General features: G+C 53.3%; 7 protein-coding genes and 1 rRNA gene. 2 read left to right on the top strand and 6 right to left on the bottom strand.

The window, feature by feature from the left end; translation table 11 throughout:
- The first annotated feature begins 9 nt into the window (after positions 1-9).
- A 5S ribosomal RNA gene (gene rrf / locus KQI79_RS19410) occupies positions 10-126 on the top strand.
- A 1,108-nt stretch (positions 127-1,234) separates the two neighbouring features.
- Here rrf and KQI79_RS19405 read toward each other — a convergent pair.
- Positions 1,235-1,549, bottom strand: a complete 315-nt coding sequence (locus tag KQI79_RS19405; RefSeq protein ID WP_216539951.1) for a DMT family transporter — start codon at positions 1,547-1,549, stop codon at positions 1,235-1,237.
- The gene (locus KQI79_RS19400) at positions 1,549-1,893 is read right to left on the bottom strand and encodes a DMT family transporter (RefSeq protein ID WP_216539950.1); all 345 of its coding nucleotides are present in this window, start codon (positions 1,891-1,893) and stop codon (positions 1,549-1,551) included. The genes KQI79_RS19405 and KQI79_RS19400 overlap by 1 nt, the downstream gene beginning before the upstream one ends.
- A 43-nt stretch (positions 1,894-1,936) precedes the next feature.
- Here KQI79_RS19400 and KQI79_RS19395 point away from each other — a divergent pair, with 43 nt between their 5' ends.
- The gene (locus KQI79_RS19395; protein ID WP_483311400.1) at positions 1,937-2,188 is read left to right on the top strand and encodes a LysR family transcriptional regulator; all 252 of its coding nucleotides are present in this window, start codon (positions 1,937-1,939) and stop codon (positions 2,186-2,188) included.
- 49 nt (positions 2,189-2,237) lie between these two features.
- Here KQI79_RS19395 and KQI79_RS19390 read toward each other — a convergent pair whose 3' ends face one another.
- The 4 genes from KQI79_RS19390 to rhaD all read right to left on the bottom strand — a co-directional run bounded on the left by KQI79_RS19390 (position 2,238) and on the right by rhaD (position 6,650).
- Entirely contained in the window at positions 2,238-3,038 is an 801-nt protein-coding gene (locus tag KQI79_RS19390; RefSeq protein WP_216539948.1) for a Cof-type HAD-IIB family hydrolase, read from the bottom strand.
- Between the two features lie 27 nt (positions 3,039-3,065).
- Positions 3,066-4,067, bottom strand: a complete 1,002-nt coding sequence (locus KQI79_RS19385; RefSeq protein WP_216539947.1) for a dihydroxyacetone kinase subunit DhaK — start codon at positions 4,065-4,067, stop codon at positions 3,066-3,068.
- Positions 4,030-4,524 carry a ribose 5-phosphate isomerase B gene (gene rpiB, locus KQI79_RS19380; protein ID WP_216539946.1) on the bottom strand — a complete coding sequence of 165 codons (495 nt, stop codon included), beginning with the start codon at positions 4,522-4,524 and terminating at the stop codon, positions 4,030-4,032. Before rpiB ends, KQI79_RS19385 begins: the two co-directional genes overlap by 38 nt.
- 74 nt (positions 4,525-4,598) lie before the next feature.
- Positions 4,599-6,650 (bottom strand): bifunctional rhamnulose-1-phosphate aldolase/short-chain dehydrogenase, encoded by a 2,052-nt coding sequence (gene rhaD / locus KQI79_RS19375; RefSeq protein WP_216539945.1) that lies wholly within the window; start codon positions 6,648-6,650, stop codon positions 4,599-4,601.
- Positions 6,651-6,736 lie beyond the last annotated feature (86 nt).

Genomic DNA, 6,736 nt, shown 5'->3' with positions numbered 1-6,736 from the left:
AGCAATCCGTTTGGTGGCGATGGCGGAGGGGTTCCACGCGTACCCATCCCGAACACGACCGTTAAGCCCTCCAGCGCCGATGGTACTTGGACCGAAGGGTCCTGGGAGAGTAGGACGTTGCCAAGCGATCAAAGACCGTTATCGAGTCAGCTCGATGGCGGTATTTTTTATGCGGAAAAAGTAACGTTGCCATCTCTACCCCTTTCCGTTAACTTATTGCATTCCTTGCCCTTCTGTCGAAATCCCCTTGGTTCAGAAAGTCGCAACAGGCTCCCCGGTCTGGGCTCGTGATCCCTGCTACAGAATTGAATATTGGGCTATTTCTCTATTACAGAATAATTTCCCTTAGCCCTGAGTGAAGGGGATTTCGACAAAAGGTGTAAAAAAGGAACGGGGAAGGAACTGCCGCAGACCGCATTTCATTTATACTGAGCGAACGGGATTTCGACAAAGGGCGCAAAAAGGAGAAACGGGGAAGGAGTCACTGCGGCACCCACAATGTTCCCTGAGTGAATGGGATTTCGAGAAAAGGCACAATAAGGGGTAAAAGGGAATGGAGTCACTGCAGCAGGCCGCCATATTCCAATTCTGAGTGAAAGGGACTTCGACAGAAGGCGGATAACAGGGGAATACCAGCGTCGGAGACACTGTAAAAAGTCGGCGGGTAAGATACAGTAACCGTAACTCAACCTGACACTCTACCCTGATACTCCACCCGGAATCTCATGCCCGAACGATCTCACCACGAACTACTTTTCCCTGACTACCTTGCCGCTTAGAACCCCCCGTGATGTACGCCATAGCAACTGCGAAAATCCAGTTAATTTCAGCAAAAACGCGATAATTAGGTCGAGCAACTGCAATAATCCAGTTAAAATGGCCGACAATCGGGACAAAGGGTGGTTTGCGCTTTGAGCAACTGGATTTTTGCAGTTGCTAAAGCGAAATTGGCCTGATTCAGCGATAATAACTGGATATTTGTAGTTACTCTTGCCGCACCCGCAGTTGGAGCCGGAGCGAGAGCCGCAATCTGATTGTTCGAAGTGCTCGTCCGTCGGCCACGCGGCAGACACAGATGCCTTACCTGAGCGAATGGGATTTCGGCAAAAGGCGGAAAGAGGGAGGCACCGAGGAACCGGGAAAGAGAAGTGACGGGAAGTCACTTTAATCGGGGGGTGCTACAAGTACATAAAAATCCCCTCCGGAGCCTAAAAGTCCGGGGGTCAATTTAAAATTACGAAATTAATTTAAGCCCAACGGCCGATGCGAGAATTAGGAAAATAAAAATGAGCCGCCGCCAATCTTTCGCTTCGCCAAAGGCAAACATCCCAAGCAAAGCGCTGCCTACGCCGCCGATGCCGGTCCAGATCGCATAAGCGGTACCCATGGAAATTTCCGTCATGGCAAACGTCAATAACGAAAAGCTGCTGGCATACGCAAAAATAAAGAAGATATAAGACAGCAAGTTCCGGTACTTTGTAACGCTCTTCAAGGCAAGAACGCCTAAGATTTCGCTAAGGCCGGCGAATAAGAGAGCAACCCATGCCATTAAGCTTCATTCCTTTCGTTTTCTTCCGCATCCTTTGTGACGAGCTTGAGCCCTAGAACCGCCACAGCCATCAAAGCGATAAGCATCAATTTCATTGGATTTACCGGCTCGCCGAAAATAAGGATTTCAGCAATGACCGTGCCCGCCGTGCCGAGCCCCGTAAAGATGACATATACCGTTCCAAGAGGCAGTTTGGGTGCTACGATAATAAACATGGCAAAGCTGAATAAGATCGCTGCGACCGTACCGATCCAATGCCACCATTCGGTTGAATGTTTCAATCCGGACACCCATACAACCTCCAAGGCTCCGGCCAAGAATAACAGCCACCATTCTTTTTTCATACCTGATCTTCACTCCTATTCTCTCTATGATACACGAAACCGGGTGAGAGTTGTGGAATTGTCGGATCTTAAAACGACTAGAATTAGGAGACTGGAGGCCGGATTGGGGGTTCCGTTATTTTACCGGCATTCGAAAGGTGTCACGCTGTCGGAAAAAGGAAGCGCATTTCGCGAATATGCAATCGCAATCTTGAATTTGACGGAAGAAGCGGTAAAAGCGGTGCAGGATAAGCCTTACCCAAGCGGCTCATTGGCTATAGGGGGCGTGGAAACGGTGAAAGCGAGCGGAATGTAACAAAATAAAGATGACTTCCGGCATACAGAAGTCATCTTGTTTCATTTCATTATCGGGCATCCAACATAAATTTCCGGATGACATGGGCGACTCCGTTCAAATTGTTAGTGAGCGTAACGTAGTCGGCCAATCGTTGCAGCGAGGGAATGGCGTTTCCCATGGCAACGCCTAATCCGGCCCTTTCGATCATTTCATGATCGTTCCAACTGTCTCCGATTGCAATCACCTGCGCCATTGGGATTTCGTAATGTGAGGCCAAATATTCCAACGCATGTCCTTTCGTCGCCTCCACATGAAGAACTTCAACGTATTCGGGCTTCGATTTGGTGATATACGCAGCTTGTCCGAACATCGACATCAATTCTTCGCATATGCAATCCACCTTGTCGGGACGATCGGCAATCAGCAGCTTGTTAAGCGGCTTATCGGCAAGTCCGTCGAAGTTCGGAGCGACTGTATAGGGAACAAGCAGCGTATCGGAATAGGTTCGTACGAATTCATGATCCTCTCTCGAATATAAGATATCGTCATGGTATACCTGCAAATGAAGGCCCTGCCGACGGGCATAGTCGAATACCGCCTGTACGATAGGCTGAGGTACGAAACGTTCGTAGACCGTTTTTTGGTCCAGCAGGTTTTTGATCTTGGCGCCTTGATACGTAATTAACGGAACGTTTAAGTCCAGTTGCCTCGCAATTTGGACTGCGGACGGATACATTCTGCCCGTTGCCAATGTGACGACAATGCCGTTGTCGATTGCATCGCGTATCGCTTGCTTCGTTTCATCGGTAATGATCATATCGTCGTTTAATAGGGTATCGTCGATATCGATGGCTATCATTCTGTACATCGCAGTTTCCTCCCCCTGTCATCCTATTTAGACCTGCACGAACATGGGCGTATCAGCGGGATGATCGATCATTTGCGCGAGCTCGTCGTCCAATTTCATTAATGTAACGGAGCAGCCACCCATCTCCAGCGAAGTGACAAATTCGCCGACATAGGACCGGTGAATGGTTACGCCGATTTGCCGCAATCGCCGTTCGATGCGGCGGAACATAATGAGCAGTTCCATCCTTGTTGTCGAACCTAATCCGTTTACCAGTACAGCCACGCGATCCCTACCCGCAAGCGGCATATCGGCGACAATCGTATCGAACAAGGCATCGGCCGTTTCGTCCGCCGGTTGTACCGTTCCTCGCTCTACGCCGGGTTCGCCGTGAATTCCCAAGCCGATCTCCATTTCATCGTCGCCCAGCATGAAGCTTGGCCGTCCGGTTTGCGGATTGTAGCAAGGGGATAACGCGACTCCCATCGTACGGATATGATCGTTGGCTTTCGATGCGATGCGGACTACTTCATCCAACGAATAACCTAGATCGGCCGCCGCTCCTGCGGCTTTGAACGCTAGGAAACCTCCCGCAATCCCGCGCCGTCTGTCGCGCTCCGCCGCAGGCGCGGAGCAAACGTCGTCGGTCACGCGCACCGTTTCCACGCGAATTCCTTCCATGTCGGCCAGTTCGGCGGCCATATCGAAATTCATGCAATCTCCGGCATAATTGCCGTACATATAGAGAACTCCCGCCCCGGCATCGACCGCTTTGGTTACCGTCACAATCGGAAGCGGGGGAGGGGAAGCGAAGATGTTGCCTACCGGCACGCCGTCGGCCATCCCTTTGCCGATGACGCCCATGAATGCCGGTTCATGGCCCGACCCGCCGCCGACTACGATTCCCACTTTGCCGGGAGGGGGCGCAACCGCGCGAACGAGCGCGCGGTGATTGTCCGGCGAGATGGTCACATATTGCGGAAACGCAGCCGCATAACCTTCCACCATCTCGTCAACTACCGCATCCGGAAGATTGACCAGCTTCTTCATCGTGAACCCCTCCCAAAAAAATGAGTTCCTGCTCGATAATTTTGTTGATTTTACGCGCTGAATTGCCGCCTTCGAATTCCGAACGTACCCAGGCTTCCACCACTTTTTTCGCCGTTTCCGGACCGATCACTTTGGCTCCCATCGTCAACACTTGCGCATTGTTGCTCTTGCGCGCCCGTTCCGCCGAATACGTATCGTGGCATAATGCCGCGCGGATGCCGGGCACTTTGCCTGCGGCAATCGCCACGCCGATGCCCGTGCCGCAGATAAGAATGCCGCGTTCGTATTTCCCCGCGCGAATATCGTTCGCCACCGCAAACGCCACATCGGGGTAATCGGTGTCGCTGCAATGATAGCAACCGTAATCTTCGGTTTCCACTCCGATTTCCAGCAAAAACGTTTTTATCGATTCTTTCATAGCAAAGCCGTGATGATCGCTGCCAATCGCAATTTTCATGGAATCCCTCCTGCCCTCTGAAAAATCATTGCTTTAAACCCGTTTATAGGCGTCCAAAAAAGTTTCGAGAACGTTTACCTTGGGAAAGCTTCCCGCGCTCCGCCGTCGACGGAGATGATGCAGCCCGTCGTTACGCGGGAGCGGTCGCTTGCCAAATACAGCACCGCTTCGGCGACGTCTTCGACGCGTACCGTTTCTTTCAGAAGCGTTCTATCCTTCAGAAAATCTTCGAATTGATCGATTTCTACCCCGTACGCTTTCGCGCGGTTCGCTCTCATATCCGGCGACCATAGATCCGTCAACACGCCGTCGGGGTTGATCATATTGGCGCGAATTTTGTCTTTGCCGTGCTCAAGCGCGATAATTCTGCATAATTGCGCTTCCGCCGCTTTGGCGCAGCTATAGGCGCCGAAATCTTTGCCCGGGGCGAGCGCGTTCTTCGTGTTAATGTATACGAGGCTGCCTCCTCTGCCTTGATCCTGCATTACCCGGATCACTTCGCGCGAGACGAGAAAGTGGCCGGTCGCGTTGACGGCAAAGCTCTTCTCCCATGTGCGCAGCGGCAGGTTGAGAATATCGCCGACCGGGGCAATGCCGGCATTCGATACGAGAATGTCGATGCCTCCAAAGACGAGGCTGCACCGCGCGACGCCTTCCTTCACCGAGCGCTCGTCGGTCACATCGACGACAGCCGTGGCGAACCGCCCGGCGTATGGCGCCAGATGACCGGCGGCTTCGTCGAGTCCGGCCTGGTCCAAATCGGTGAGCATCACGCACGCGCCCTCGCGCAGTAAAATTTGCGCCGCCGCCAGGCCGATGCCGCGCGCCGCGCCTGTGACGAACGCCACCTTGCCGTTCAGCTCCTTCGGCTTCGGACGCATGCTCAGCTTGTAAAGCTCCATCGGCCAATACTCGGCGCTGTACACTTCCGCTTCGGGCATCGTTCGGAACGAACCGATCGCTTCGGCGCCTTTCATGATTTGCACCGTATGTTTGTAAATCTCCATCGGCGCGCGCGAATCGGATACGTCCGTTCCGACGCCCCACAGGCCGATTCCCGGCACGAGCACGAGGCGCGGCACCGGATTATGCGGCGTATGGCCAGCCGTATTGTACTTCCCGCAATACGCCAAGTAGTCGCGCTGGAACGTCTCCACCCCTTGCCGCAGCGCATTCTTCAGCGCCTCCGTATTCGTCGGGTCGTCCGTTTGCACAACGAGCGGGCGCGGCTTCGTACTGAGCACATGTTCGGGCGTAGCCGGGCCGGTTTGCGACAGCACATGCACATTCTCCGCATTGACGAATTCCAGCGCTTCGTCCGAATCGTCGAAGGTCAGAATCATCGGCAATGGCGAACTTAACGCTCCGCGCAGCGCCGGGGCCACATCGCCCGCAATTCGCCCTCTCTCTTCCCGGTCGAGCGCGGGCAAATCCGGCCGAGCCGGAAAAACGATCTTGGCCGCGAGCGCTTTGCGCATCGCCGTCTCTGCGCGATCCACCAATTCGATGTGGCGCTCGTACGCTTCTTCGCAGTCATCCGACCATGTCACCAAGCCGTGGTGCAGAAGGACAAGCCCGCCGGCATCCCTGTTGCCGCGTACGGCCAATCCCACTTGCTTCGCGACGAGGAATCCGGGACGGTGATATGGAACGATCAAAATATCCTCGCCTAAAATCTCCGAAATCAGTTCTTCCGCATTCGCATTGTTCGCCAGGCTCAAAATGGCGTCGGCATGGGAATGCAGCACCCATCGATAAGGAATGAATCCGTGCAGCAGCGTTTCGATCGACGGACGGGGCGAATCTTGCGCCGTCAACGCATGGGAAATATAGCGAACCATTTCGTCGTCCGTCATATTGTCCCGCTCTAACAAAGGCAGCACGTCGTCCAGTTTGACGCCCGCAAATCCTTCATGGCCGATCGTAGACAGCTGGTAACCGCTCGCTTTCACCCGAAGCACTTCGATTTCCCTATCCATGAAATCGCGTTCCGTCCGCTTCAAGGAAGTATTGCCGCCGCCGCCTTGCACTAAAGCGGTGTCGGCTCCGAGCAAATTCGAGGCGTAGACGAGCAAACTAAAGTCGTCCAAAGATTTCGCCGTTTCCCGTACCCATAAATTTTTCATTGTTCTCTCCTCCAAATAGTAAGCTGGGCAATTCTTTATTTTTTATCTAATGAAATCTATTGAATAGAATGGCAACTTGCAGAACG

Origin of the sequence: Paenibacillus sp. MSJ-34 (assembly GCF_018918005.1) — a bacterium.
Lineage (GTDB): Bacteria > Bacillota > Bacilli > Paenibacillales > Paenibacillaceae > MSJ-34.
This window is presented reverse-complemented; position numbering and strand designations above follow the sequence as displayed.